Below are 26,010 nucleotides of genomic sequence, written 5' to 3' on the forward strand. Positions count from 1 at the left end.
CATGCTGGACCACCGCATCCCCGAACCCTTCCACGCAGGTGAATTGCGGGCCCAGCAGCTCGCCGGCGGCGGGCCGCCCGGCGCACCGATCCGCAGCCGGATGCCGGAGCAGCATCGGCAATTCTTCCCCCTGCTCCCTTTCCTGTGCATGGGCGTGGCGGACGGGAGCGGCTGGCCCCTGGCGACACTCGTACACGGCGAGCCGGGCTTCGTGAGCTCGCCCGACCCCGGCCGGCTGCGCATCGCCGCCCTGCCTGGCGTGGACGATCCCACCCGCCCGTTTGTTAGTGCCGGCGCCGGCGTCGGCATGCTCGGCATCGACCTCGCCACCCGCCGGCGCAACCGGGCCAATGGCGTCGTCGCGCAGGCGGATAGCGAGGGGCTGCTGGTCGACGTCGACCAGTCGTTCGGCAACTGCCCGAAGTACATTCACGTGCGCCAGCTTGTGCCTGTGGCGCGGCAGGCGGGCGCCGTCACAAGCTTCGGCGCCGAGCTGCCGAATGAAGCGGCCGCGCTGATCGCGCGCTGCGAGACCATGTTCGTCGCCACCTCGAGCGGCGCCTCCGTGCACGCGGGCGGGCTCGACATCTCGCACCGCGGCGGAGAGGCGGGCTTCCTGCGCCTGGAAGGCCAAGTGCTGACAGTGCCCGACTACTGGGGCAACCGCTACTTCAACACCCTCGGCAACCTGCTGCTGGAACCGCGCGCCTCGCTCGTCATGGTCGATTTCGCCAGCGGCGACATCCTGCAACTGCAGGGCCTGGCCGAGGTGCACTGGCAGGTCATTGATGCTTCAAAGGACGTGCGCGCGGAGCGCGAATGGACCTTCCACACCGTGCGCGGCTGGTTGCGCCGCGGTGCCTTTCCCCTCGGCGAAACCCTATCGGCCCCATTGATTTAATTTGATTGTCGGCTCGAAAACAGTGGCTTAGGCTGAACGTGCTGTTGACTGAAGCACTCCAATACCGTGCCCCTATTCGATGGAGACCGACATGGCAGACAAGGACAACACCCGCAGCGTCAGCGAAAGCGAAAACCCGGCAATGCCGGCCCCGACCCCGAAGGCCGGGCGCCCCAGACGGAACCAGGACTGGTGGCCGAACCAGCTGGACCTTTCCGTACTCCACACCCATTCCCACCTGTCCTGTCCGCTGGAAGAAGAGTTCGACTACGCCGAACAGTTCAAGGAACTCGACCCTGAGGCGCTAAAACGCGACCTGGTCGAGGTCATGACCACATCCCAGGACTGGTGGCCGGCCGACTACGGCCACTACGGCCCCCTGTTCATCCGCATGAGCTGGCACGCGGCCGGCACCTACCGCATCGCCGACGGCCGCGGCGGCGGCGGCGAAGGACAGCAGCGCTTTGCGCCGCTCAATAGCTGGCCCGATAACGCCAACCTCGACAAGGCGCGCCGCCTGCTCTGGCCCATCAAGAAGAAATACGGCCAGGCCGTGTCCTGGGCCGATCTGCTGGTCCTGGCCGGCAACGTCGCCATGGAATCGATGGGCTTCAAGACCTTCGGCTTCGGCTTCGGCCGCACCGACGTCTGGGAACCCGAGGACATCTTCTGGGGCCCGGAAGACACCTGGCTGGGCGACGAGCGCTACAGCGGCGAACGCGAACTCGCCAAGCCGCTCGCCAACGTGCAAATGGGCCTGATCTACGTGAACCCGGAAGGCCCCGCCGGCAACCCCGATCCGCTGGCCGCCGCCCGCGACATCCGCGAAACCTTCGCCCGGATGGCGATGAATGACGAAGAGACCGTGGCGCTGATCGTCGGCGGCCACACCTTCGGCAAGGTCCATGGCGCCGCCCCGGCGGTCGGCAACGTCGGGCCCGAACCGGAGGGCGCGGCGCTCGAAGACCAGGGCCTCGGCTGGAAGAACAAGTTCGGCACCGGCAAGGGCCCGCATGCCATCACCAGCGGCCTGGAGGGTGCATGGACCGCCAACCCCACCAAGTGGGACAACGGCTTCCTGGAAAACCTGTTCAAGTACGAATGGGAGCTGACGACCAGTCCCGCCGGCGCAAAACAATGGACCCCGAAAAATCCGGAAGCGCAGGACATGCCGCCGGACGCCCACGATCCAGCGAAGCGCCATCCGCCCATGATGCTCACCACCGACCTGTCGATGCGCATGGACCCGATCTACGGACCGATTTCCAAACGCTTCCACGAGCATCCGGAAGAGCTGGCGGAGGCCTTCGCCAAGGCCTGGTTCAAGCTCCTGCACCGCGACATGGGGCCGCTGTCGCGCTACCTCGGCCCCTGGGTGCCGGAACCGCAGCTGTGGCAAGACCCGGTGCCGCCGGTCGACCATCCGCTGGTCGACGAGGGCGACATCGCTGCTTTAAAGCGCACCATCCTGGCATCAAGCCTTTCGACCGCTGATCTGGTCTCCACCGGCTGGAATGCGGCGGCAAGCTTCCGCGGCACCGATAAACGCGGCGGCGCCAATGGGGCGCGGATCCGGCTCGCGCCGCAGAAGGACTGGGAATCGAACGAGCCCGCGCGCCTGGCCCAGGTGCTGGCCGTGCTGGAGCGCATCCAGCAAGACTTCAACGGCGCGGCGTCCGGCGGCAAGAAAGTCTCGCTGGCCGACCTGATCGTGCTGGCGGGCTGCGCGGCGGTCGAGGATGCGGCCGCCAAGGCAGGCGTGCAGGTGACGGTGCCCTTCGTACCGGGCCGGACGGACGCCTCGCAGGAGCAGACCGACGAGAACATCTTCGACGTGCTCGAGCCGGTGGGCGACGGCTTCCGCAACTTCTTCCGGCCAGACGACCCGCTGAAGCCCGAAACCCGCCTGCTGGACCGGGCCAACCTCTTGAAACTGACCGCGCCGCAGATGACGGTGCTGGTGGGCGGCTTGCGGGTGCTGGGAGCCAACCATGGGCAGGCGCAGCATGGCGTCTTCACCGACCGGCCGGGCGTCCTGAGCACGGACTTCTTCGTGAACCTGCTCGACATGGGCACGGCGTGGCGGCCATCGGTCTCGGGCGAGAAGATCTACGAAGGGCTCGATCGGACAAGCGGCGCCGTGCGGTGGACGGCGACGGCGGCAGACCTCGTCTTCGGCGCGCACTCGCAACTGCGCGCGCTGGCCGAGGTGTATGCGAGCGACGACGCGAAGGAAAAATTCGTACGCGACTTCGTGGCGGCCTGGGACAAGGTCATGATGCTCGACCGCTTCGACCTGCTGCAGCGGCGCAATCCGCGGCGGGCCTTGAAGATGGCTGCCTAGTTCTTTCACGGGAAGGGGGCGGCGTTTCGTCGCCCCCGGCACGGCTTCGTCGCAAAGCGCAGGCACGTGCATGAGCGCGCGAGGACACTGGCGTTTTCCCTCAAGGAGACGCCATGTTCGCGTATGCACGCTTTTCAATCGTCTTGTGTCTGCTGTGTTTGGGCGCCACTGGTCTTGTGTCGGCGCAGTCACGGCCTGCCGCGCCGGCCTGCGCGCTGGCGAAGGCGCCGGCCGCCAGCTTCGCGGTCCGTGTTCCCTTCGACGTGGTCGATGGGCGCATCTACGTACAGGCCCGCGTCAATGGGCGCGGTCCGTTCAGGTTCGCCATCGATACCGGGGCGAGCGGCCTGGGTCGCGCAGATAAGTCACTCGTTTCCGCCTTGGACCTGAAGATCCACGGCACGAGCAGCAACTCGGACGGCGTGCAGTCCGCCACGGTCGATACGGTGCGGCTCGATTCCGTGCAGCTGGGTAGCCTGTCCCGGCAAGGGCTCGAAGTGATTACGCGCGACTACGGCAGCCGCATGAAGCCGGAAGCCGCTTTTCACGGCATCCTCGGGCGCGACTTCTTCGCGGATGGGCTGTTGATCCTGGACTATCCCAACAAGACCTTGTCGTTCAGTACTACCCTGTCGCTGCCCGCGCCAGGTGACAATGTACTGAAGTACGAACGCGCATTTCGCGTTCCCGTCTCCATCGGCGGGACCAGGCTGGAAGGCAATCTCGATACCGGTGCGAACGTCAGCCTGGTGATGCCGCAGGCGATGTACGACAAGGTGGCAAGCGCTCCGCTGCAGAATGCCGGGCACGGGACGCTCGCCAACACCCGGATCGAGACCAAACGCGGCGTCCTCGATCAAACCGTCACGATCGGTTCCTCGCGCCTCTCGGGCGTGGAGGTGCGGGTGGCGGAGCGCTTTCCGGAACTGCTGGTGGGCGCGCACATCCTCCAGCGCTATACGGTCATGATCGACCAGCGCACGAAAGCCGTCGCACTGTGCGAATGAAGTACGCGCCGGCCTAGCCGCAGGTCTCGACGTATGCCACTGCCGGCTGCAGCCCGGCGCGCACCTTGCTCACCTTGCCGCCTGATTCCTCGAGAATGATGGCAGCTTTGCCGTCGGCGTTCGGGAAGGTCACGTAGTGGCCGTTCTTGTCGTACTTGTGCGTGCTGACCTGCGCGTCGGGATGCTTTTCACGCACCTGGGCCAGTGTGTCGCCCACCGCGACGCCCACGGCATTCCCGACACCGGGCTCTGCATCGGCACGCGTGACGACACCTTCCTCGACCATGAAGCGAAGCTTGGGCACGGAGGCGAAGCGCACCATGCTGCAGACCGGATCGAAGGGTTCGGGCAAGGTCGCTTTGCCTGCTGCCTGCTCCGCTTCGGCCAGCTTCATGCCGAAGCGGATGGCACCGATTCCATCTGCACTGAGCACCTTCGATGCAGGGGCCGGCGCCGGTGTCGAAGCAGTTGGCGCAGGGATGTCTTGTGCAGGCAGGGAAGGCGCTTCGTTCCCGCTGGTGGTGCCGGCTGGCGCCGCCGATTTATCCGAGCATGCGCTCAGGATGGCGATCGCTCCGAGGAGGAAAATCTTTCGCATATTGGGCCTTTCTTTTGCAGTAACATTCGATGCACGAATATAGCGGGAATGGCCGAGATTCGACGCATAGACACGGAGCTGTCGTATGCTGCGCAGCAGTGTCGCGACAGGTCGCCAGCGGATGATTCCATCGGCCTGCATTTCGGAGAAGTCCATTGAGAACATCGGCCGTTTGCTATTCCCTCGCACTTACGCTCCTTACCATGCCTGTATTGGCGGCGCCAGCGTCGAAAGACCCTGTCTTTCGGGGTATCTACTTCTATAACTTCGAAAACTCCGTCTTCACGCCTGATGGTAAGGACGAATCCTGGTGTGTCGATTCGGACATGTCGAAGGCAATGCTCCCGCCCGATAAGCGTGGCGTGCAATGGGGAACGGCATACGTAATCGTCCGCGGAAAACTCGGACCAGAGGGAAAGTTCGGAGCATGGGAATGTGCAGACGCATGCTCGAAGTGACCGAGATACTCGAGGTGAAAGACAAACGTCGTCGATAGTTGGTAGAGCCGAGCCTCTGGGAGCCTTGGCGTTCCTGAAATGATTCGTCAGCGCTGGCAACCCTTCATCTCTCCTTGTTCCCCGTTCGTCGGAAAGGCCAGGCAGCGCAACACGCGCGGCGCTAATCTGCCGGCATGAAAACGCTCATCCTCCTGGCTACTTTCGCCGCGGCGAATGCCACCGCCAATCCCTGCCTCGAACGCCTGGTTCCATATTCGACGCCCATCGCCAATCCAGAGTATCGCCTGGCGCTGGCCTCCGGTGCCGGACAATTGACATATTTCGGGGCACGGCATTCATCCGATCCGGCCGATCCCCAGTTCGCTGAAATCGAAAAGCAGTGGAACGCGCAGCGTCCGCAGATCGCTTTCTACGAAGGGCCGAATAGGCCCGTACCCAAGGACAGAAACGAGGCGATCCGGCAAACCGGCGAATCCGGTCTCGTCCGCTGGCTTGCGACCCGCGATGGCGTCCAGCTGGGCCGCCTGGAGCCGGATTCGAAAGACGAGACCAATTATCTGCTGGAGCGGTTCACGCCTGAACAGGTCGGTCTGTTCTTCACGTTGCGCGAAGCCGCACGCCTGCGCGAACGGCGCAATATGGGTGAGGCGGAAATCACGCGCAGCATCGATCAGCTGCTGGAACGTGCTGCTGGCATGGGGCTCAATGCGATCCCATTCCGCACGTCGGCCGACGTCGCCCAGGCCTACGCCCGCTATTGGAAGGAACCCGCACAGTGGTGGCAGGCGCCGTCACGCTGGTTCGATCCGCAGGCGAAGTCGGAGGATACGGGCGGGATCTTCACCAATGAAGTTAATGCACGATCAAGTGCGTTCCGCAATATCAATATGGTGCAACGTCTCTCGGCAACGGTCCGCGAAGGGAAAAAGGTATTTGCTGTGGTGGGACGCGACCACGTGTCCCATCAGGCCGAAGCGTTGCGCTGCGCAATTGATAACAACTAGCAGAAGATCGAGCAAGGGACAAAAGCAACCGCTCACCGCCCGGAATGTGGGTGGTGATGATCGAGAAAGTCACTGCACTGCTTGCTTGGACTAAGCGGCCTCCACAGGCCAGTGCTTCTTGCGACTAACAGATTCAGCGACTGTACTGCACTTATTATTGAGAATCAAATCCATCCAAAATTGGTGACGGTCGCTGTTAATGTCGCGCCACAACTAGTCCGATGACCGTCGTACGCGACGGGAATACCGCCAATGGTGTGATTTGGATCACCCTCGGTAATGGTACCGTCTCCATGGATAGGGCAAGTGCATTTGTCCCCAACCCGAGCCACAGCAACGCCGCCAACGGTGAAGTGGGTGGCAGCAACAGTGACTACGCTACCGCCGTGACTCGTCGGATCGTTCAGACGAACGATATTACGCATGATTGCCTTTCTTAGTGTCACTGCCGACTAGCGCCGTCAATGGCACACTACTCATTTCGGAAGGAGTGTAGGGTTACGCCAACTTAAGCTAGTGTTTGCCTGCTAGCTAACTGTCCTCTCTTACCTTGGATTCGGCCGCTCGGGTAAGTAATGATTTCTGTGTGTGGCCTGTAGGGGGCAAGCGGATCGTCCGAGGAGAACCATCACACGTTCTGATCGTCGAAACCGACGAGCTTCCATACGGCTGGCATGTGGCGCTGTCGCTCCCCAAAAAATCTTTGCCAGAGCCCCGACTTACTATCCAGCTGGGCAAGGGGCGCCGGTTCGCCGGCCCTGAGCAAGCGCTTAGCGCTGCGATCAGTGCTTTTACTCTCAGTACATTCCCACCACCCGGTTTGCGGACAAATTTCACCTGTCCGGACCACACTCCCGATTGGTGTCTGCCGCGTTGCGGCCATAGTTGGTGTAGCGTCGCTCGGCTGACGGACGCGGATTGTCCTGATCAGTTTATCCCAAAGGGCCAGCGCTTCCTCATCCGAGATACTCGGGTTGACGTGGGCCTTGCGGTTGTCTTTTACCCCCGAGTCGAGCCGGATATCGATCTCAGGTTGCAAGGAATCACGCACCGCCCCAGCGCTATGAAACCGGAACTCATGTACTGCCTTGTCGTCTTTGTAGGCCGGCGTCACTAGCGCCATCTCCTCACCCTTCCACCCCTCTAACTGAAGCGCTCCTTGACGCAGTATTTTGGCCCGCGCGAAGACTACCCCTAGACCATCCCCTTCAGCTGCTTGCTTCGCCTGCTCCCGTAACAGGCTTGGACTGCTCCTATCCGCCAGAGACTCCTGGTTCTTGTGGACATCGACGGAGATATGCACGTCGGGGAACTCCTGCAACCGAATCCCGACTGTCGCGCGTTCGTACTCTTTTTCGAGCGGAATAAATCCACCTTCGATGCATGAACCCGGCTCTGCTGGGATCTCGTCTTGCGCGCGCGGTCGAAGATGGCTTGCTATCGCATTAAAGGAGTTAACGATCTCCTCATCTGGCGGGATTGAATCGATATACTGAACGAACAGGTCTTTTCCGACTGGAATAAAAGAATAAACAGCATAGCCAACTTGATCTTTTGAGCCGAACACAATCTTCTGCCCCGACTTCACGCCATCGATTACTTTCCCAAATAAAGGCAGCCGAGGAATATCCGTCTTGAGCAGGAATCGACGCTCGTTCTCGATTTCCGCCAACCGTGCAGACAAGTGCTCGGCCACTTTATCAGCTTGCCCTTGAAAATATCGGATGGGGGTTTCTACTTCGGCCGGCCCATAGACGACGACCGCCGTCGAAGGCACCTGCATAACAAAACGGCCGAAACACACGGTCCGCGTCTTCGCTAACAGCGGCTCCAGTCGGGAAGATAAGGTAGTCATAGGGCTCCTTGCGGAAGATTCGGGCTGACATCCACTGAGAAGTGCTGGAATCAGGACGGTCATTATGAACGTTACGCATGCGCTGCGGTCGATTGCTCTCACTGTTTCGTCCATTTCATCGTCGAGGCAATTTGAAACAAACTGTAGATCGTAGCGGCCAGCACTGCTGAATCGCCGTAGCTAGCTTGATGCTCATATCCGGTTTGGCGAAAAATCCCCTTGAATTTGCCGCTCCGAAGTTGCGCGTCCGCTGAATGTAACGGTACTGTTTGATCACCAGGTTCAGCCGGGTCAAGCAGGGTTGCACCGACCAGAACCGGAACTTTTCTAGTTCCAAGTAGGAGATTCGGATCGAACAAAGTTAACTTCCCCTTTTCACTATCACCACTGATCGTGAGCAGACTCACATTTTGTAACTTTGCATCCTCATCAATCTGCCAAACCACCTTATGCCAGGCGGGGCCCGCAGCGTCAGCACCGTAATGTGCGTAACTTTGGTCGTGGTAAGTATTGGCAATCATATTGTGAAAATCTTTTGCCCTATCCAGCAAGCCACATGTCCTCTTGAAACCGGCACCTCGGACCCTACCAGGATTAAGCCACTCCTCTCGCAGTAAGCCATACCATTTGCCGCGCACTTTATAAATTTCTTCGTAAGGATCGCCGTTCTCCGGCAGGCTCATAAGCAACTTTCCCTTCTGCTTTGCCTGCAGCCAATGATTACCGTAGGCTTGACTTGGCAGCAATTCCAAGCCGCCTTGAGCGTTAGCCAGAACTGCAGTCACATCTGGTCCAACTCGACCTAAAATCTTGGCGCCTACACCGTTGCCTTCGAATCCACAACGCACGCGCTTGTAGGCGGTACCGGCTCCAATTGCCGGCATCACCCCATGTACCACTCCTAGCACCTTATCGTTAAGATTTCCTATGTCTGGGTGAAGTACCGCACGCGCTACCAAACCTCCCATCGAGTGAGTAACCAATATAACTTTCTCGCATTGAAAGCCTTGCTCTTGATAGGTCGCCATTAGTACAGTGATTCGTTTAGCTATTGTCGTGCCAGCCTCCGCATTACCCCGTAGCCAGTTGTAGCCCATTGCGTGAACAGGGAACCAACAACCTTTGACTGCTTCAAGAATTCTTTTTTCGCCGAGCTCTTTCAACACCGGGGTAGGATGAGCCTGCCATTTTGATGGCTCGACACCGACCACAAATTTACTCAAGTACCTGTTCAAACTGCCATACGAAAACGCGGCATTTAGTCGAAGCTCGCAGAGGGATAAAATATCTTGGTAGCTACTGAAATACACCTCGCCCCACCCTCGCTCACGCGCCTTTTGGTCTTTGGTTTTAGGATTTGGAGTTCTTGGAGGATCGCTTTGCAGCAGGGGGCCATCGAGGCGCTTCAAGGGGTCGTACAACGTGGAGAAGCGTACTGTGTCGTTGCGCTGATCGGCCGTTTCATTCGGGTCGCCAGTGACGTTTTCGTTCGGATCATAGATATCGACTTCCGTAGCTAATGGATCCAATCGCAGTTGCCTCTCGCTAGCGCTATCGTTGTACTGAGGAACTGTGGCACTCAAATTATCCGGGCGCCATGCAATATTATTCTTGGCGCCTTGTTGCTGCTGACGTTCAGAACTCATCCGTAGGTTCGACCCCATAATTCCGGGTATGAATATGACTGGCAGTACGCGTTTGGGCGGAATGCTTTGAACCTGCGGAACGCGGTCTTGGTTGGGCGTGACGAACCCTTGCGCAACGGTACCTTGTTGTTGAGCCGGATTAACCGGGAGTTTATAACCCGTCAACTTACTCTCTGCCATGTCTACACCGCCATGTAACCGTTATAGTTCAAAAAATTAGTCGTAGAGCGCCTCGATAGTGAAATGACCGAACGGGATCTCAGATTTGAATACTTGCGTCACGCCTTCAGCGTCGGTCATACCTTCCAGGATCTGACCATCTTCCATCGTCGCTCGATAGCGCTGGTTGGCCAGCGGCTCGCCGGTCGTCAGGTCAACTATTCGGACTCGCTGGTCGTGTGCTACCTCGCTCTCTGGCAGTCGCATAGCGATTGGCTCGCCATCGCCGGCACCGGGAAACTCGGCCTTGGCAGACTTGACCAAGAAGCTGCCAGTGCATTGCTGGGTAATACCACCACCGCCAAATGCCGCCTGCGCCCCTCTAGAGACCAGAGTGATCTTCGGTGCCTGCATGGCAATTTCCTCGGACGCGACAAGGACAATGCGTTTTGCCGAGGTAATCTCGACATTGTCTTCATGTGCTTGGACCTCGACCTTGCCCTTGGCAGCAGTGAGCTTTGCTCCGAGCGCATGAGCAAAGATACTGATGCTATGCAACGCATGAAGGATCAGCTTTCGTCCTGACGAAACTTGCGTGTTTCCAACACTGACGACATCCACATTTGTCTGAGCTCCCATCGAAATCCCAGCCCGGCTGCCTAGTAGCATGCCAGCCGGCGCTTCGACCGCGACAATTGGTTGACCTCCCGCTGCCCCTGCCATACCTCCAGCGGTGTTACTGCCCTGCTCCCATTGCTTCAGGTGGCCGCACACCTGTGCAAGCGACTCATCGGTCGCAGCGTCGCTCTCATGAGTCTTTGCCAGTTCGGCGACCTGTTTTTGTATGTTGACGAGCGCTTCGGCCAAACCAGATAGCCCGTCTCGATCGAGCTGGCGCCCTGCGGCTCGTAATGACGCGTCTGCACTAATGAGTACGCCCTGTCCTCGCAGCGACAATGCAGCGTCCGTACGTAGCTCAGCCCCTTCGCCACGCGGGTCGGCCTTACCCTCGTGCCGCGGATGGGTCAGGTAGCCCAAGTTGAGTTGGCTATGTCCGTGTTCGCTCTCCAGTTGAGCACTGATCTGCCCGGGCGTGTCATCCATTCGCAGTTGGTTGGAGCGGCACGAACTTCCCTCCTTGCTGACGATCCCAGACAGATGTTTGTCACCAGGTAGGCGGCTGATATGGCTGAAGGCTGGCGGTGGCGTGTTAGCTCCGTGGACGCTCCCGATGATCAACGGCTTGTCAGGATCGCCCCCAAGAAAAATAACAAGGACTTCGTCGCCCACGCGCGGCAGGGAAATCGCGCCATACCTGTTACTTGCCCACCCCGAGGCAACGCGAATCCAGGCCGAGTCGCGATCACTGTCCGATGCCCCAGCCCCTTGTGCATGCTCATGGTCTTGCGGCCGGCATGCGGGAAAGCGGACTTTAACCCGCCCCATCGCATCGCAATGGATCTCGTGATTAGTGGGACCTACGACGATCGCTGTTTGCGGTTCCGTGCGAGGCAGTTCAGTGCGTGCATCATAAGCGGGCACAATCGGAATTCCTCGTCGCACGCATGTAAAACGGTTCGTGTAACGCATGCCGCGTTCGTCGTTAGCCCTGAGTAGTCCCGCACGTTCGTTGTCCCAGTGATTCAGGGCAAACAGTCGGTGAACCTGATCGTCCAACGTCTTCGGAAGATTGTTTTCAGCTTTGACATGCAGTTCGGTGCACACGAATTCCCGGTCGTGCGGTGGGTGGACGTCAATCTCAGGATGGCCGTCCACGCGCCGCCATTGGCCGACTCGCATCTCGCGATCACCGCTCTCTCCTTGGAAGAATTTGGCTTCGTATTCCTTTCGCTGCATGCGCAGCAGTACTAGCGAACGGTAGTCTCGGGCATCATCACCGGCGTGTGGAGAGTCGACAAGATACTCGTCTAAAGTAGCGGCAAACTGGTTGCCGAGCTGGCCCTGGTCATTCAGGCTCGTCTCCTCGCCGCTCATCGACCAGGCCTGTGCATAATCCCAGCTGTGCCGGCTAACGCGGCCAGCGGTCAGCTTCCGCACTGCATGCCAGGCAGTGATACTGTCGCGTTCTTCCGTAGCGTGGTCTCGATGGTAGCGTGCTGGACCCGCCGCATTCTCCTTGATGGACGCTGGATCGTCGAACAATACAAGCGTGTGAACTGGTGTTTCGTTGCTGCCCTGGCCAGTAGCCTTCCCAGCCTCAATAAACCATCCGATACCCCGTCGTTTCCAAAGGCGGCGTAGGAACGCCTCATTCGATTCGTTGTACTGCATCGTGAATTCGCGCGATGGGTATTTCTTCAAGTTGTCTAGTTCATAGCGAAACGCACGCGCAGCAACCGGATTGGCGTAGCACCACTCCCGCAAGACGGTGTGCGTGATATCGACTTCGTTGACGTTGCGGAATACACGGGTGTTGCAAGCTTCCCCCAGCAACGAGAACGCATCACGAACCACAAGCTGGTAAGTGGCAAGCCCACCGTCGCTTTGTCCTTCCGCGACACTACCGACGATGCCACATACAGTGCGTAGTCCGCCTGAAGCAGTCACGAACTGCAACTCAACAGGATTGGCGACGAATTGCTTCAGTTCCATGCCTACCGAATGAGAGACACACAGCAGTGAATATTCGATGCCGCCACACATTGTCTCAATGCCACTCACGTGCTTCACCAGCAGCAAATCGTCAACCACCCCGTCTTTCGTCGCAAGGCGCAGCCGGATAGGACGATTCGCTTCAGTCAGGCTGGAAACACTGAAGGGTACTTTATCGAGAATCACGTGAGTAACTCCGCGAAGATAATTAGGGACTGGGCAATAAACCGCGCTGATGGCGTGCTTGAATTTCCCTGAAGCAGTCGCGTAAAGCTCGATCGTAGATCTTACGTAGAACCAAAACTTGACTTGACGCAATCTCAGTGGCGCAAAGTCTTGGCTTGCTGTCACCATGGAAGAACCTGCCTAGGTCCGGTCAACCGAAGTCGCTTTGCAGGTGAAAAAATCTAAGCTACTGTAGGAATTGGCAAGCGTCGCAAGTGACATCGAACAGGAGTATTGACCATGTCACTTTACAAACGCGACAACATGTGGTGGATCGATTTCACTACGGCGTCGGGGGAACTCATCAGGCACTCTGCCGACACGGGCAATAAGCTGGAAGCGCAGGAGCTTCACGACCGGCTCAAGGCAGAGAGTTGGCGGGTTGATCGGTTGAGAGAGCGGCGGCAGTACACATGGGATGAGGCGGCAGCGAAATGGCTCGAGGAGACGTCCCACAAGCGCACGCACCATGACGATGTGCTCAAGCTGCGCTGGTTGGAGCAGTATCTAGGGGGGAAATTGCTAACAGAAGTGACGCATGACGTGGTTGCAGGAATCGGGGCGCGCAAGCGGTCCCAAGCCAGCGCTGCGACCGCCAACCGCCACTTGGCCCTCATCCGCGCAATCCTGCGCCGGGCCTGCGATGAGTGGGAATGGATCGATAAGGCGCCGAAGGTAAAGCTCTACAGGGAGCCCAAGCGTCGGGTGCGCTGGATCACGCCGGAGCAAACACGGACACTTCTCGATGAGCTGCAGGAACACCAGCGCGACATGGTCCTGTTCGCGCTGGCCACGGGGCTTCGTCAAGGCAACGTGACCGGCCTGTGCTGGTCGCAGGTCGACCTGGAGCGCCGCACGGCATGGATCTCTGGAGAGGATGTGAAGAACGGCGACGACCTGCATGTGTCGCTCAACGACCTGGCCCTCGCGGTCTTGCAGCGCCAGCGCGGCAACCACCCGGAGCGGGTCTTCACCTATCGACGGAAGCCCATCAAATGGGTCAATACCCGCGGCTGGCGTAGGGCCCTAGCACGGGCGGGGATCGAGAACTTTCGCTGGCACGACCTGTGCCACACTTGGGCCAGCTGGCTGGTCCAGCACGGCCCCCCCCTTGTATGACTTGCAGGAAATGGGTGGGTGGAAGTCGGCGGAGATGGTACGGCGGCACGCGCATCTGGCGCCCGCGCAGATGGCGCGTAACGCAGCGGTGATCGATTCCCTACTGCACGACACAACTACGTCACAGTGCCGTTTTGCAGGGCTAACAAAAAAGGGACTACGCAACACCGCAACCCCTTGATTCAGCATGAGAAATATTGGTAGGCCTCCCCGGAGTCGAACCGGGCACCAACGGATTATGAGTCCGCTGCTCTAACCAAGCATGAGCTAGAGGCCCAGAAATCGGGGCAGTGGCTAGAAGTGATCTCGCCACCCGCTTCCACCGGTGCGGTACCGTGAAGCAGAGTGGCGAGAGGATATTGCTTTTAGTGCAGGTACGTCAAGCTCAGACTACAACGATCAGGAGCTGCCTTCGAGGAAACTCTTCAGCTTGTCCGACCGCGACGGGTGACGCAGCTTGCGCAGGGCCTTCGCTTCGATCTGGCGGATACGCTCGCGGGTGACGTCGAACTGCTTGCCGACCTCTTCCAGCGTGTGGTCCGTGGACATCTCGATACCGAAGCGCATGCGCAGCACCTTGGCTTCGCGCGGGGTCAGCGAATCCAGCACGTCCTTCACCACACCGCGCATCGAGGCATGCAGGGCCGCATCCGACGGCGCCAGCGTGTTGTTGTCCTCGATAAAATCGCCCAGGTGCGAATCGTCGTCGTCGCCGATCGGCGTCTCCATCGAAATCGGTTCCTTCGCGATCTTCATGATCTTGCGAATCTTATCTTCCGGCATCTCCATCTTGATGGCGAGGGTTGCCGGATCCGGTTCGGCGCCGGTCTCCTGCAGGATCTGGCGCGAGATCCGGTTCATCTTGTTGATCGTTTCGATCATGTGCACCGGAATACGGATCGTGCGCGCCTGGTCCGCGATCGAACGGGTGATGGCCTGGCGGATCCACCACGTCGCGTACGTCGAGAACTTGTAGCCGCGACGGTATTCGAACTTGTCCACCGCCTTCATCAGGCCGATATTGCCTTCCTGGATCAGGTCCAGGAACTGCAAGCCGCGGTTCGTGTACTTCTTGGCGATCGAGATCACGAGACGCAGGTTGGCCTCGGTCATCTCGCGCTTGGCCTTGCGGGCCTTCATTTCACCGGCCGCCATCTGGCGGTTGATGTTGCGCAGGTCCGGCAGCGGCAGCACGACGCGCGCTTGCAGGTCGATCAGGCGTTGCTGCAGTTCCTTGATCGTCGGGATATTACGGCCCAGGATGGCGCTGTAGGCGTGGCCGGCGTTGACTTCGCCGTCGACCCATTCCAGGTTCGTCTCGTTGCCGGGGAAGACCTTGATGAAGTGGGCGCGCGGCATGCCGCAGCGGTTCACGGCGACGTCGAGGATCTGCTTCTCGATGTGGCGCACCTCGTCCACCTGGCCGCGCAGGGTGTCGCACAGTTTCTCGACCACCTTTGCCGTGAAGCGGATGCCCAGCAGCTCGTTGGAGATCGCTTCCTGCGCCTTGACGTAGGCCTTGGAGTTGTAGCCGTCCTTCTCGAAGGCCTTGCGCATCTTGTCGAATTGCTGGGCGATCTGGTCGAACTTTTCGAGCGCGGCGGCCTTCAGGGCTTCCAGCTGCTCGGCCGAGTAGCCGGCCGCGGCGGAACCGCCGGATGCTTCCTCTTCTTCCTCTTCGGCTTCTTCCTCTTCGTCCTCGTCCTCATCCTCGTCGTCGGTCGAGGTCGGGGCGACGGCCGTCGGCGAGGTCTGCTCGTCTTCGTCCGGGTCGACCATGCCGTCGACGATCTCGTCGATCTTGATCTCGTCCTTCTCGATCTTGGCGGCGGCGTCGATGATCTCGGCGATGGTCACCGGGCAGGCGGAGATTGCCTGGATCATGTCCTTCAGGCCATCCTCGATGCGCTTGGCGATCTCGATCTCGCCTTCGCGGGTGAGCAGCTCGACCGAGCCCATTTCGCGCATGTACATGCGGACCGGGTCGGTGGTGCGGCCGAAGTCGGAGTCGACGGTCGACAGGGCCGCTTCGGCAGCCGCTTCGGCCTCGTCGTCGCTGGTGACGTTCGGAACACTATCGGACAGCAGCAGCGTTTCGGCGTCAGGGGCGTGCTCGTAGACGGCGATGCCCATGTCGTTGAAGGTGCCGATGATGCCTTCGATCGCTTCCGGATCGACGATGTTGTCCGGCAGGTGGTCGTTGATTTCCGAGTAGGTGAGGAAGCCGCGCTCCTTGCCCGACTTGATCAGGGCCTTGAGCTTGTTACGGCGAATCTCGAGCTCTTCCTCGCTCGCTTCGGTATCCGACGAGAAGGCGTCTTTCAGCAGCGCTTTTTCCTTGGCCTTGCGGTCCTTGGCCTTGGCCTTGTCCGCGGCTTTCAGTTCGGCGCGCTCGACCGCGTTCAGCGCGGCGATCTCGTCGTTCTCGGGGGTGAATTCTTTCGGCTTGCGACCACGGCGTCCCGGCACCTTGACGGAAGGCAGGACGTAGCCGGACGTATCGATCGCGGCCAGTGCTGCCGCATCGGTCGTCTGGCTGACAGGCGCCGGGCTCGCGGTACGAACCTCGGCCTTGTCTTGACCTTTGTCCGCCTTGGCGGACGCTCTCGTGGTTTTTGCAGCCACTTTGGTTTCGGGTTTCTTGGTTGGCACAGGCGCTTTCGAAGTCACAACGACTAACTTTACGATGGTTAAAGATAAAGTTTTGTTACCTTACATCACCCTGCAGGCAACAATCTGTTGCCTCGCTAACTGAAACTCCACGCCCCGATTGAAACAAAAAATGGTTTCAAAGGTTGCAATAGTTAGCGTTTTATTATAGCACGCACCCCTATTTTTCCAAGTTGCACAAATGTACACACATGTGCTTGATTGCCTTGATTACCGGGGCGCCATGTCTGCTGCCGCTTCGCGGGCCAAGAGGTCCTGCTGGGCAGTAATTTCGCGATAGCGAGCACTTACCTGATCTGGGGTCAGGCCCGAAGAAAACAACTGGTTAAGCTCCTGTTTTAACGCATCCATCTTGATTTGACGCACTGCGCTTAACAGCCAGATGCGATCTGCATCAACGTCCGACTCCGGCTCGGCTGCGATTTCCGCAATCAGACTGTCGTATTCTGTCGTCACTTCTTTTAATTGCTGTGACAAGGCAGCGAACGTGCCGTGCTCGCCCAGCGCCTGGGCCATGCCGACCAGGTGGCGCAGGCTGTCTGCCGCTTCCTGGCCGAAATAGTCGAAGGACTGCTGGGCGGTGTCGTCGAGCAGCAGCGCCAGGTGCGGGTGCGAGACCAGGATGCGCAGCATCTGCAGTTCCAGCCCCACCGGCTTGGGCCGGCCCTGGCGCGGCGGAGCCCGGCGCGCTACCGATACCGGCTTAGACAGTTCAAACAGCGATTCGATCTCGGCCGGCGTCGATTCCGTGAGGCTGGCCAGGCCGCGCACGATCTGCAGGCGCAGGCTGGTCGGCGCCATCGCCTGCAGCATGGGCTTGGCCTCGTGCTGGGCGTGGGCGCGGCCTTCCGGGGTTTCCAGGTCGTGCTCGGTGGTCACCTCGCGCAGCAGGAACTGGGACAGCGGCATCGCATCCTGGATTTCCTGCTCGAAGGCATCAAAGCCCCGTTCGCGCACAAAACTGTCCGGGTCGTGCTCCTGCGGCAGGAACAGGAACTTGATGGTCTTGTCGTCCGTCACCTGCGGCAGGCAGGCCTCCAGCGCGCGGCGCGCGGCGCGGCGGCCGGCCTTGTCGCCGTCGAAGCTGAAGATCACGGTGTCGGTCTGGCGCAGCAGCTTTTGCACGTGGGTGCTGGTGCAGGCGGTGCCGAGCGTGGCGACGGCCTGGGGGAAGCCGAGCTGGGCCAGGGCGACCACGTCCATATAGCCTTCGGTCACGAGCACGTAGCCGACGTCGCGGATCGCCTGCCTTGCCTCGAAGAGGCCGTAGAGTTCCAGGCCTTTCTGGAACAGCGGGGTTTCCGGCGAGTTCAGGTATTTCGGTTCGCCACCGTCGAGCACGCGGCCGCCGAAGCCGATCACCTGCCCTTTGGTATTGCGAATCGGGAACATGACCCGTTCGCGGAAGCGGTCGTAGCGTTTCTTGTTGTTGCCGTCCTCGTCGACCTTGTCGATCACCAGGCCGGAATCGACCAGGGCCAGGGCGTCGTAGTCGGGGAAGACCGAGCGCAGGTTATCCCAGCCGCCGGGAGCGTAGCCCATGCCGAAGCGGGCGGCCACTTCGCCGGTCAGGCCGCGGTTCTTCAGGTAGGCGATGGCGTTCGGCGCCTCGCGCAGCTGGGCGCGGTAGTAGGCGCAGGCCTGGGTCAGCGCATCCGTCATCGCCAGCGCCTGGGCCTGCTGGGCGGCGCGCTGCTGGGGCGGGATCTTGTCGTCCTGGTCAGGCACCACCATGCCCACGTTCTGGGCCAGGTCCTTGACGGCGTCGACGAAACCCATGCCCGAGTATTCGATCAGGAAGCCGATCGCCGTGCCGTGGGCGCCGCAGCCGAAGCAGTGGTAGAACTGCTTGGTCGGGCTGACCGTGAAGCTGGGGGATTTTTCGTTATGGAATGGGCACAGGCCCATGTAGTTGGCCCCGCCCTTTTTCAGCTGGACGTAGCGGCCGACGACATCGACGATGTCGACACGATTGAGCAAATCGGTAATGAATGATTGCGGAATCACTAGGAGGTACTCAGTGTTTGTCTCAACTCAGACTATACCGCAGCGCTGACTGCAAGTTGATTTATGACAAGACAGGCGCGTGGATGGGGTTGCTTGTGGGGCCCAGGCATCGCGGGACCTTTTCCAGCCGGTTGAACGCGCGGTCGGCAAAGCCGACCACCCTACGTTAAACCGCTTTTGTAGGGTGGGCGGTCCTCCGCCGACGTCCAGCCAACCGAAGATCAGCCGCCGGTCAGCGCCTTCTTGACCAGACCCGACACCACCGTCATATCCGCACGCCCCGCCAGTTTCGGCTTGAGCACGCCCATCACCTTGCCCATGTCCTGTGGACCGGCAGCGCCCGTGGAGGCCACGGCGGCCTTCACCTCGGCAGCGACTTCCTCGTCCGACAGGCCGGCAGGCATATAGGCCGACAGGATCGCCAGCTCGCCCTTCTCGATCTCGGCCAGGTCGGCGCGGCCGCCGGCTTCGAACTGGGTGATCGAATCCTTGCGCTGCTTGATCATCTTCTCGACGATGGCCAGGGTCTGGGCATCGTCCAGTTCGATCTGCTCGTCCACTTCCTTGCGCTTGATCTCGGCGAGGATCAGGCGGATGGTGGCCAGGCGGGCGCTTTCCTTGGCGCGCATTGCGGCTTTCATGTCCTCGGTGATTTGTGCTTTCAGGCTCATGGCTTCTCCGTATTCGATTGGTATAAACGACAAAACCCGCCGCGGTAACAACCGGAGCGGGCTTGCGGACGCTCAGCGGCTCGCCGGGACAATGCTGTCACCGGCCAAGCCGTCAATGCAGTCTGATTAGTACAGCTTCTTCGGCAGCTGTTGGCTGCGGATACGCTTGTAGTGACGCTTCACTGCGGCAGCCAGCTTGCGCTTGCGCTCTGCAGTTGGCTTTTCGTAGAACTCGCGAGCGCGCAGTTCAGTCAGCAGACCGGTTTTTTCGATAGTGCGCTTGAAGCGACGCATAGCGACTTCGAACGGCTCGTTTTCTTTAAGGCGGATAGTGGTCATGTAAAAATCAAACCGTTGGATTTAGGGAAGAACGAAATTCTAGCACCATTTACCGTTCAGTGGAAGGTTTTATCAACTTGTTCCACAATTGCCACAGCAATCAAACGCTCGTCCCGGCGGCACAGCCCGAGGCCCAGGCCCACTGGAAATTGTAGCCGCCCAGCCAGCCGGTCACGTCGACGGTCTCGCCGATGAAGTACAGCCCCGGCACCTTATTCGCCATCATGGTTTGCTGGGACAGTTCGCGCGTGTCCACGCCGCCCAGGGTCACCTCGGCCTTTTTATAACCTTCCGAACCGATCGGGACGATGGCCCAGCGGTTGATGGCGTCGCCCAGCTTGCGCAGTTTCGCGTCGGCCATGTCCGCCAGGCGCGCATCCGGCGCGAAGCCATTGGCGGTCAAGAGGCCATCGGCCAGGCGCGCCGGCAGCCATTGGGCCAGCACATTGCCGAGCTGCTTCTTGACCGTGGTCTTCGAGGAGATCAACTCTTCCGCGACATCCATCTCCGGCAGCAGGTCGAGCACGATCGGCGTGCCCGGCTGCCAGTAGCTCGAGATCTGCAGGATCGCCGGGCCGGACAGGCCGCGGTGGGTGAACAGCAGGTCTTCGCGGAAATGACCGCCACTCTTGCCCTTGCCGCCCTTCCCTTTGCCCTTGCCGCCGCCGGTGCTGACGTCGACTTCGAGCGCGATGCCGGCCAGCGGGGCGAACGCTTCCCAACTGGGACCGTCGAAGGTCAGCGGCACCAGGCCGGGGCGCGGCTCGACGATCTGCATGTCGAACTGCCTGGCGATGCGGTAACCGAGGTCGGTCGCGCCGATCTTCGGGATCGACAGGCCGCCGGTTGCAATGACCAGGCTGTCGCAACTGATGTCGCCGCCTTCCGCCGTCACCAGGAAACCCGTGCCGGTTTTCTCGATCGCGCCGATCTTGCAGGGCATGCGCCAGGCGACGTCGCCCTGCTGGCATTCGGCGCGCAGCATCTGAATGATCTGCTCGGAAGAATCGTCGCAGAACAGTTGGCCCTTGTGCTTCTCGTGGTAAGCGATGCGGTGCTTCTTCACGAGGGCAAGGAAATCCTGCGGGGTGTAGCGCGACAGGGCGCTGCGGCAGAAGTTCGGGTTCTCGGACAGGAAGTTAGCCGGGCCGGCATTGACGTTGGTGAAATTGCAGCGCCCGCCGCCCGAGATGCGGATCTTCTCGGCCAGGCGGCTGGCATGGTCGAGCAGCACCACGCGCTTGCCGCGCGCGCTTGCCACGGCCGCGCACATCATGCCGGCCGCGCCCGCGCCGATTACTGCCACATCATACTGTTTTGCCATGCCTGCACTGCTCCGCGATTCGCCAAACCGGACATTGTACTGTGCCGGCCGATGGGAGCGCTAGGCTTCGTCTTGCGCCCGCACATCGAGGTCGCGGCCGTTCAGGATCGTTCCGTCCTTGTCGATGGTGATCAGGTGCATGCCGTTATCCGTCAGCCCCAGGCGCTTCAGTTGCTCCCGCGAAATGCGCAGGAAGTAGTCGCCCGGGAAGATCCCGGTGATCACGAAGTAGCCGTCCGCCGCGCTCGTCATCGTGGCCACGACCTGGCGCGACATGTCCACCAGTTCCAGCTGCAGGTCGCCGATCGCCCGCCGGGCACCGTCCGCATACAGGTAGGTGGTGCCGTCGACCTCCCCCGTCAGGTTCACGGCGAACTCCAGCTCGCTGACCCGGCCCGGCCGCGGCACCACGCGCAGGCCCGCCACCTTCGGCTGCCATTGCGGATCGTCGAGCGTGTTCGGATCCACGGCAATGTCGGTGTGCTGGTGGGCAGGCAGGCGTGGCAGGTAGGCGATGCCGTCCGGGCCGGTGCGCAGCGCGTAGTTGGCGCCGTTGACAGTGAAGCCGGCGCCGGGGATGGCCTCGTCCGCCCCGTCGAGCCTGCCGTTCAGGTCCTTGTCGAGGTAGACGCGTACCGAGGCCGCGCCCATGTTCGCCATCGGCTGGGCATCGAGCATCAGGCGGCGGCTGCGTGGCTCCAGGCCCATGGCCATGAAGAATTGCAGGCCCAGGCCGTAGTCGCCGCGATTCGAATAGAAGCCGTTGATGCCGAGCCCGTAGCTGCCCAGGCTCTTGTTCAGCGCGCCATGGAGACGCAGCTCGCGGTTCTGGAACATGCGCGTCAGGCCAAGATTCAGCAAGTAACCATCACTCAGGTAATAGTCGCCTGATATGGCCGCGCTGCCCAGGGAGGTGTCGGGCGACAGGGTGTACTGCAGCTGCCCGTTGAGGCCGATGCCTGCCACGCGGCGGCTCACCTGGAACATGCCGTCCGCCGCCTCCTTGCCGCCCAAAGACTGCCAGCGCAGCGCATTGGTAAGAGCGGTGCCGTTGCGGTAGGCCGAGACCCGGCCCGTGACATCGGTATTGCGCGCGCCGGAGGCGAGCCGGTCCTGGCGCAGCTGCAGCGCCAGCGGGAAATATTGGGTGCCGAGCGAGGCCACGCCCTCGGCCCGCACCTCGCTGCGGCTACGCACCGGGTCGGCCGACTTCGAGAAGAAATCGCTGCTGAAATCGTTCAGCCTCGCATGGGTGGCCGACAGGGCGACATTGCCGAGCCGGGTCTTCAGGCCCAGCTGGGCCAGGGTGCCTCCATCGTCGGCGCGGACCGCGTCGCCCGTCGCGATCAGGCCATTCCAGTAGGCGCGCAGACCGAGATTGGCATAATCGCGCCGGCTGCCGTCGAACAGGGGCACGCGCTGCCAGCCGCCCACCGCATTGAAGCGCTCGCCCAGGCCCCATTCGAACTGGGCCAGCGCGTGCTCGCGGCCGCGCACGTCGCGGTGCGCGCCGAGGTCGTAGTAGAGGGCGCCGCGCGGCACGGCGGATTGTTCCAGCAGGAAGCTCTGCCGTTCCACGCGCAATTGCCCCAGCGGGCCGTGAAAGACCAGGCGGAATTCATTGGGCCCATAGGCCAGCGGCTGGTCCTCGAAGCTGTACTTGCCGTCCGGCCGCGACTGCTGGAAGCCGACCAGGGCCTCGTTGTAGTAGAGCTCGACATCCCAGCCCGGCGGCAGCGGCCCCTGCAGGGTGTGGCGGTCGAAACTGGTGGGCTGGTTGAGCGGCCGGTTGCTCAACAGCAGGCCATTGCCGGTCGGGCTGCTGGGCGCGACGTTCGGCATGCCCGGCAGGGGCACGCTGCCGAACAGGGCCGTGCGCGCCTGCAGCGGACCGAGCAGGCCGCCATCGGGGTCGTGGCGCCCCAAGGTCAGGCGTACGCCGGCCGAGGGGTCGTGGCGGTTGCGGCTGGCGTACAGGGCCGCTTCCATGCCGAGCAGGTCGGTGGTCAGGTAGCCGGTGTAGCTGGCTTCCGTCTGGCGCCGGCCGCCCTGGCGGTTGCCGAGCAGGCCAATGGTCTGGTCGATGAAGGGCGTGTCGACCAGGCGGTAGGGCGTGGCCAGGCGCGGATAGCCGGGGTCGACATAGCCGCCCGGCATGCCCGGCAGGCTGCCGCGCTGGCGCCGCGCCAGCCTGGATTGCAGCGGCAGTTGTTCGCGCGGGCGGACCTTGAGGGCCAGGCTCGGCATGTCCAGGTCGAGGTCGACCGGCAGCCAGCGCGCCAGCAGCCGGCTCGCCACATAGATCTCGTCCGGCTGCAGCTTGAACTGGGCCCGGTCGAGCTCCTCGCGCTTGCCGGCGATCTCGGCCACGCGGCCGGGCACGTCCAGGCTGAAACCGCGTTCTTCCGACAGGATATAGCCGCTGGCCTTGCCTTCGCCCGGCGTCACGCGGATCGCCAGGGTCAGCAGGCGCGAGAGTTCCCCCAGCGGCAGGAAGACGTCCTTGCCGATCTCGTAGCCGTTCACGGCATCGGACAAGACCTGGTTGCCGAGCCGCACTTCGAGCAGCACCAGGTTGGCATCCTGGGCGGCGGGCGGCGTCGACGGCGCGGCCCCGGCCGGCTGCCAGGCCGGCAGCAGCATGGCCACGGCCAGGAATCCCGCTTTACAAACACGCATGCTGCGTAAGACCGCGTCGCACTCGGGGTGCGGCGGTCAATACCCGAAGAGAATCAAGGAAACGCCCGTCCGCTCAAGGCAGGCTGAGGCTGGCCTGGGCCAGCAGCTTGCCGCCCGCTTCCGGCCGGTCACGGTAGGCGACTTCCAGCGTGCCGCCGGAGAGCGCAACACCGCTTGGCAGCTGCAGCGGCAGCGCGGCCTGGCGCACGCGGTTGGGCGTATAGACGGCGATGCCGCCGACCTGGGCCAGGGTGAGGGCCTTGCCGCCGCGTGGCGTGAAGGTGACGCTGACGTCGCCGTACACCGAGCTGTCGCCTTCGCGCTCGAAGCGCAGGGCCAGCAGCGGACGGCGTGCGGCATCCTTCTGGATGGCGAGGCCGGCCAGGTTGACGGTCGCTGCGACATTCCCATGGCGCACGATGACGGGCACCGAGGCGCCCACCAGGGCATTCATCATGACGCCGATCTGCTTGCCGTCGCTGCGGTTCTCGATGCTGGCGTTCCCTTCCACCTCGGGCAGCTTGTCTAACAGCAGGTGCGAGCGGTATTCGCCCTCGGCCAGCTCGGCTGGTTTACGCAGCATGACGCGCACGGTCTGGGCCGTGCCCGGTTGCAGGGTGATCTGGCGCGGCGAGTAGCGCAGCATGCTGTCGGCAAAACGTTCGCCATCCTGGGCGCTGTCGGCCGGCTCGAACTGGCCGGCCTCGGTCATGCGGCGGTTGACCAGCGTGATGCGGTAGCTGGCCGGCTTGGTCCCGTTGTTGATCAACTCGATCTGGGCGGTGCGGGTGTTCTTGTCGAATACCAGGCGGGTGGGATGCAGCATCAGTTCGGCGTGGGCCGAGGCGCCCAGCAGCAGGAGCAAACTGGCGAGCAACACGCGCTGAACGGAGGCGGGGAAGAGCGGAAGGCGAAACATACTGGACCTACTGGTAATTGACGATCAAAGAAAATGTGCCGGTGTAATTGCCCGGCGCTTGGTCAGGCGCCACCACGAGGGTCGCACCCACCGAAAGCGTGGCGCCGCCGGCCGGTATGCTCACCAGGCTGGCGGGCTCGACCATGAAAGCGTTCACCGCCATGCTGGCGCTGCCGCTGCTGAGCAGCGTGCTGCCGTTCGGAGGCAGCGAGATGACGACGGCCTTGCCCTCCTCGTTGCCGCTGCGGCCGATGCTGAACATGGCCTGGCCGGTGCTGGGCGAGTTCAGCAGGACCACCCCGCCGGTGCGCGAGCGCAAGCCCGTCGGGCTGATGGTGATGGCGCCGCCGCTGCCCGCCACGAAGCGCCCGAAGTCGAGCGCGCGCAGGTTGCCGATCGTGAGCTGCTGGGCGGCGCTGTCGCGCGCCGCGAGCAGCAGCAGCGCCGCAAGCGCCGCCAGCACGGCGGCGCCGGCCGGCAGTGCGAGGCGGCGCAGCAGCATGGTTCAGGTCAATGCCGAAGCCGGCGAGTCTCAGTTGTACTCGACGGTGGCCGTGACCGTGCCGGTGTAGGTGCCGGACGGCTGGTTGGCGGCCACGTCCAGCACGCCGCCGACGTAGATGGTCTGGGTGCCGCCGGTCAGGGTGCCGCCGCTGACGTTGCCGCTGGTGGCGGCGCTGGCGGTGAGGTCGCTGATGCTGGTGAAGGTCATCGTGTCGCTGCCCGAGGTCAGGCTGGTCGAGCCGCCCAGGGTGATCGAGTAGGTCGAACCGTCCTGGCCGCTCACGGCGAACTGGGCCGCGGTTGCGCCGCTGCCCAGGGCGACCACGCCGCCGCTCACGGCGCGGGTGCCGTTCGGGCTGACGGTGACGGTGCCGGTCGTGGCGCCCGGCGCGAAGCTGCCGAAGGACAGGTCGGCATTCTTGCTGATCGTGATCGGGGTGACCACGGTGCTGGTCGAGGTCGCGGTGGCGACCGCAGCGCTGGCGCTGCCGGCGGCGGCGGCGACAGCCAGGGCCAGGGCCGAGAGGGTCAGGTAGGAGGTGCGGGATTGCTTGGTCATTCTGGTCTTCCTTCAGAGTGTTTCGGACGGCGTCGATGACGCCGGACTGTTATGACGAACCGCGCTCCAACGTTGACATGCAAGACACACTCTTCGTTGCCGCTCGGTATCGTTTTGCTATGTTGCAAGAAAATGATAGCGGCTTTCTGTGCAAAATCAGAGAATTTGAAAGCTTGCTGTAAGAAAATAATTGCCCTTTTTGCCAGCAATTGTGAAATTGCTAAGCGTTTGTACAACTGTACAGTCAGCAATGAGCTGCAGTTCTTGGCATATGCAGTGTATTTATGGGCATATTGCGTAAATATCGCGCTTGATATGTTTCGAACAAGATGTGTTTTGATTAATGAACAAACATATGTTCCCCGCCGTTACTTGTTGTTACTTTCCAACGGAAGGTACTCGACTGAAA

The 26,010-nt window shown here is 61.6% G+C and carries 19 protein-coding genes and 1 tRNA gene; 5 read left to right on the top strand and 15 right to left on the bottom strand.

Features of this window, described 5'->3' with window-relative positions; genetic code table 11:
- Position 1: 1 nt before the first annotated feature.
- From NX780_RS13345 to NX780_RS13355, 3 genes are all read left to right on the top strand, one after another.
- Complete coding sequence (locus tag NX780_RS13345; protein WP_258828357.1) at positions 2-901, top strand: pyridoxamine 5'-phosphate oxidase family protein; 900 nt, start codon at positions 2-4, stop codon at positions 899-901.
- Positions 902-1,043: 142 nt separating this feature from the next.
- Positions 1,044-3,245, top strand: a complete 2,202-nt coding sequence (gene katG / locus NX780_RS13350; RefSeq protein ID WP_258828434.1) for a catalase/peroxidase HPI — start codon at positions 1,044-1,046, stop codon at positions 3,243-3,245.
- A 113-nt stretch (positions 3,246-3,358) separates the two neighbouring features.
- Positions 3,359-4,252 (top strand): aspartyl protease family protein, encoded by an 894-nt coding sequence (locus NX780_RS13355; protein WP_258828358.1) that lies wholly within the window; start codon positions 3,359-3,361, stop codon positions 4,250-4,252.
- A gap of 13 nt (positions 4,253-4,265) precedes the next feature.
- On the opposite strand, the gene NX780_RS13360 is transcribed toward NX780_RS13355, so the two are convergent.
- A complete protein-coding gene (locus NX780_RS13360) occupies positions 4,266-5,006 on the bottom strand; it encodes a hypothetical protein (protein WP_258828359.1) in 741 nt (246 codons plus the stop codon).
- Positions 5,007-5,481: 475 nt separating this feature from the next.
- On the opposite strand from NX780_RS13360, the gene NX780_RS13365 reads away from it, so the two are divergent.
- Complete coding sequence (locus NX780_RS13365; RefSeq protein WP_258828360.1) at positions 5,482-6,312, top strand: hypothetical protein; 831 nt, start codon at positions 5,482-5,484, stop codon at positions 6,310-6,312.
- Positions 6,313-6,476: 164 nt separating this feature from the next.
- On the opposite strand, the gene NX780_RS13370 is transcribed toward NX780_RS13365, so the two are convergent.
- From NX780_RS13370 to NX780_RS13385, 4 genes are all read right to left on the bottom strand, one after another.
- Complete coding sequence (locus tag NX780_RS13370; protein ID WP_258828361.1) at positions 6,477-6,737, bottom strand: PAAR domain-containing protein; 261 nt, start codon at positions 6,735-6,737, stop codon at positions 6,477-6,479.
- A gap of 203 nt (positions 6,738-6,940) precedes the next feature.
- Entirely contained in the window at positions 6,941-8,167 is a 1,227-nt protein-coding gene (locus tag NX780_RS13375; protein WP_258828362.1) for a T6SS immunity protein Tli4 family protein, read from the bottom strand.
- Between the two features lie 98 nt (positions 8,168-8,265).
- Positions 8,266-9,993: an esterase/lipase family protein gene (locus NX780_RS13380; protein WP_258828363.1), complete on the bottom strand. Its 1,728-nt coding sequence runs from the start codon at positions 9,991-9,993 to the stop codon at positions 8,266-8,268.
- Positions 9,994-10,029: 36 nt separating this feature from the next.
- Complete coding sequence (locus NX780_RS13385; protein ID WP_258828364.1) at positions 10,030-12,771, bottom strand: type VI secretion system Vgr family protein; 2,742 nt, start codon at positions 12,769-12,771, stop codon at positions 10,030-10,032.
- A gap of 279 nt (positions 12,772-13,050) precedes the next feature.
- On the opposite strand from NX780_RS13385, the gene NX780_RS13390 reads away from it, so the two are divergent.
- Positions 13,051-13,929, top strand: coding sequence for a tyrosine-type recombinase/integrase (locus NX780_RS13390; RefSeq protein WP_258828365.1), 879 nt, complete (start codon positions 13,051-13,053; stop codon positions 13,927-13,929).
- 198 nt (positions 13,930-14,127) lie between these two features.
- On the opposite strand, the gene NX780_RS13395 is transcribed toward NX780_RS13390, so the two are convergent.
- The 10 genes from NX780_RS13395 to NX780_RS13440 form a co-directional block, all read right to left on the bottom strand.
- Positions 14,128-14,206, bottom strand: a tRNA-Ile gene (locus tag NX780_RS13395).
- Between the two features lie 122 nt (positions 14,207-14,328).
- Entirely contained in the window at positions 14,329-16,581 is a 2,253-nt protein-coding gene (rpoD, locus tag NX780_RS13400; protein ID WP_370663611.1) for an RNA polymerase sigma factor RpoD, read from the bottom strand.
- Positions 16,582-16,809: 228 nt separating this feature from the next.
- Positions 16,810-18,606 carry a DNA primase gene (gene dnaG, locus NX780_RS13405; RefSeq protein ID WP_258828367.1) on the bottom strand — a complete coding sequence of 599 codons (1,797 nt, stop codon included), beginning with the start codon at positions 18,604-18,606 and terminating at the stop codon, positions 16,810-16,812.
- 221 nt (positions 18,607-18,827) lie between these two features.
- Complete coding sequence (locus NX780_RS13410; RefSeq protein ID WP_258828368.1) at positions 18,828-19,277, bottom strand: GatB/YqeY domain-containing protein; 450 nt, start codon at positions 19,275-19,277, stop codon at positions 18,828-18,830.
- 126 nt (positions 19,278-19,403) lie between these two features.
- A complete protein-coding gene (gene rpsU, locus NX780_RS13415; RefSeq protein ID WP_005665410.1) occupies positions 19,404-19,616 on the bottom strand; it encodes a 30S ribosomal protein S21 in 213 nt (70 codons plus the stop codon).
- A gap of 100 nt (positions 19,617-19,716) precedes the next feature.
- Positions 19,717-20,940 (bottom strand): BaiN/RdsA family NAD(P)/FAD-dependent oxidoreductase, encoded by a 1,224-nt coding sequence (locus NX780_RS13420; protein WP_258828369.1) that lies wholly within the window; start codon positions 20,938-20,940, stop codon positions 19,717-19,719.
- Positions 20,941-21,000: 60 nt separating this feature from the next.
- Complete coding sequence (locus NX780_RS13425) at positions 21,001-23,619, bottom strand: carboxypeptidase-like regulatory domain-containing protein (RefSeq protein WP_258828370.1); 2,619 nt, start codon at positions 23,617-23,619, stop codon at positions 21,001-21,003.
- Between the two features lie 73 nt (positions 23,620-23,692).
- The gene (locus tag NX780_RS13430; protein WP_258828371.1) at positions 23,693-24,538 is read right to left on the bottom strand and encodes a fimbrial biogenesis chaperone; all 846 of its coding nucleotides are present in this window, start codon (positions 24,536-24,538) and stop codon (positions 23,693-23,695) included.
- A 7-nt stretch (positions 24,539-24,545) separates the two neighbouring features.
- On the bottom strand, positions 24,546-25,040 hold the full coding sequence (locus tag NX780_RS13435; protein ID WP_258828372.1) for a DUF4402 domain-containing protein: 495 nt from the start codon (positions 25,038-25,040) through the stop codon (positions 24,546-24,548).
- A 30-nt stretch (positions 25,041-25,070) separates the two neighbouring features.
- Entirely contained in the window at positions 25,071-25,601 is a 531-nt protein-coding gene (locus NX780_RS13440) for a DUF4402 domain-containing protein (RefSeq protein ID WP_258828373.1), read from the bottom strand.
- Positions 25,602-26,010: the final 409 nt, after the last annotated feature.

Origin of the sequence: Massilia agri (assembly GCF_024753255.1) — a bacterium.
GTDB classification, from domain to species: domain Bacteria; phylum Pseudomonadota; class Gammaproteobacteria; order Burkholderiales; family Burkholderiaceae_D; genus Telluria; species Telluria agri.

Bases quoted from the DNA above. Each gene is read 5' to 3' on its own strand.
- NX780_RS13345 (WP_258828357.1), top strand. From the start codon at position 2: ATGCTGGACCACCGCATCCCCGAACCCTTCCACGCAGGTGAATTGCGG.
- katG (WP_258828434.1), top strand. From the start codon at position 1,044: ATGCCGGCCCCGACCCCGAAGGCCGGGCGCCCCAGACGGAACCAGGAC.
- NX780_RS13355 (WP_258828358.1), top strand. From the start codon at position 3,359: ATGTTCGCGTATGCACGCTTTTCAATCGTCTTGTGTCTGCTGTGTTTG.
- NX780_RS13360 (WP_258828359.1), bottom strand. From the start codon at position 5,006: ATGGACTTCTCCGAAATGCAGGCCGATGGAATCATCCGCTGGCGACCT.
- NX780_RS13365 (WP_258828360.1), top strand. From the start codon at position 5,482: ATGAAAACGCTCATCCTCCTGGCTACTTTCGCCGCGGCGAATGCCACC.
- NX780_RS13370 (WP_258828361.1), bottom strand. From the start codon at position 6,737: ATGCGTAATATCGTTCGTCTGAACGATCCGACGAGTCACGGCGGTAGC.
- NX780_RS13375 (WP_258828362.1), bottom strand. From the start codon at position 8,167: ATGACTACCTTATCTTCCCGACTGGAGCCGCTGTTAGCGAAGACGCGG.
- NX780_RS13380 (WP_258828363.1), bottom strand. From the start codon at position 9,993: ATGGCAGAGAGTAAGTTGACGGGTTATAAACTCCCGGTTAATCCGGCT.
- NX780_RS13390 (WP_258828365.1), top strand. From the start codon at position 13,051: ATGTCACTTTACAAACGCGACAACATGTGGTGGATCGATTTCACTACG.
- NX780_RS13410 (WP_258828368.1), bottom strand. From the start codon at position 19,277: ATGAGCCTGAAAGCACAAATCACCGAGGACATGAAAGCCGCAATGCGC.
- rpsU (WP_005665410.1), bottom strand. From the start codon at position 19,616: ATGACCACTATCCGCCTTAAAGAAAACGAGCCGTTCGAAGTCGCTATG.
- NX780_RS13420 (WP_258828369.1), bottom strand. From the start codon at position 20,940: ATGGCAAAACAGTATGATGTGGCAGTAATCGGCGCGGGCGCGGCCGGC.
- NX780_RS13425 (WP_258828370.1), bottom strand. From the start codon at position 23,619: ATGCGTGTTTGTAAAGCGGGATTCCTGGCCGTGGCCATGCTGCTGCCG.
- NX780_RS13430 (WP_258828371.1), bottom strand. From the start codon at position 24,538: ATGTTTCGCCTTCCGCTCTTCCCCGCCTCCGTTCAGCGCGTGTTGCTC.
- NX780_RS13435 (WP_258828372.1), bottom strand. From the start codon at position 25,040: ATGCTGCTGCGCCGCCTCGCACTGCCGGCCGGCGCCGCCGTGCTGGCG.
- NX780_RS13440 (WP_258828373.1), bottom strand. From the start codon at position 25,601: ATGACCAAGCAATCCCGCACCTCCTACCTGACCCTCTCGGCCCTGGCC.